Genomic DNA, 1,148 nt, shown 5'->3' on the forward strand with positions numbered 1-1,148 from the left:
AGCTGAGAAAATAGCGTAACGGTATTGTCAATTTGTTCACTTTGGCTAACAAGTTGCTTGAGTTCAATGTCTTCATTACTGGCTTGCGTAGAGGCTGGCATCGCCAATAGCATTGCCAATAACAAAGGGGTATATGTTTTCTTCATTACCATTACCTGTGTTTTGATAATAGCAGCCACCAAGGGCAATTCCGTTTAAATTAAAATCTAAAAGATACTTTAATAGGCTTTACATTCGTTACCGCTTTTATAATAGCCTGATGGACAATAGCTGATTTTGTCTACCCATGAGTTGTAGCGTTTATATATACTGTAGAACTCACACCATGCTGCAACATTAGATGTTTGAGCTCCTCTTTTATATTCAGCGTCACCAATACGAAACCAATTTCTAAAATGCCCGTTATTAGAGTTAAATACGTCATAACCCTTTAGTAACATTTTACCATCCCAACGTAGCTGATCCTGAGCGTGCCCACCTCGACAATCATCAACACCACTTCCAGATCCCCAACTTCTCATGGCAGTAACTTGCTTGTAGCATTGGCTACCTGAAGCGGTATAGCCAGTAGGACACTTCCATTGTAGAGGCTTGGGCGGCTTATTAGGCTTACATAAACCATTCTTTTGTGCTCGGCAATCACGTTCAAATTGCTCTAAACTGGCTACACGCTTTAAAGAGGCATCGATCTTATTGCCGTTATTTATTGCAGCAGTTCGACTCGCTATCGTGCTTGTCAGTGCATCGTCAGCCGTTTTCTTTGCTCTATTGACGTGGCCTTCAACGCTTCCAGTTCGATTGCCTAAATCTCTTGCCTTACGCTCCAACTCCCCCACATTAGCATTGAGGCTACTAACGTCATTCAGGCGTGCTACTTTCATGCCCTCGATATTACTCAGATCGCGATCATTACTCGCAATTGCGTTTTCAATATCAGTGAGAGAAAACGCTACATCACGACCGTTTATTGAGACTCGCCCTGCTCCCGTATTCACTGCTGTAGCGCTTCCTTGCACCACCCCTGTATTGATTCTGTTATTGCCCGTAAACGTATTTCCGCCGTTTAATGAGCCATAACGTTGCGACAGTGCCACACCTGAATCATAAAGATTACCGCTTTGATCAAGCACTAAGCGGCCACCTTGTTT

The 1,148-nt window shown here is 43.2% G+C and carries 1 protein-coding gene; it reads right to left on the reverse strand.

Annotated features, from left to right (window positions below; translation table 11 throughout):
• Positions 1–218 precede the first annotated feature (218 nt).
• On the reverse strand, positions 219–1,148 hold a 930-nt coding region (locus tag C9J40_RS21755; protein WP_233220343.1), incomplete at its 5' end, for a hypothetical protein.

The organism is Photobacterium sp. GB-72, assembly GCF_003026095.1.
GTDB lineage: Bacteria > Pseudomonadota > Gammaproteobacteria > Enterobacterales > Vibrionaceae > Photobacterium.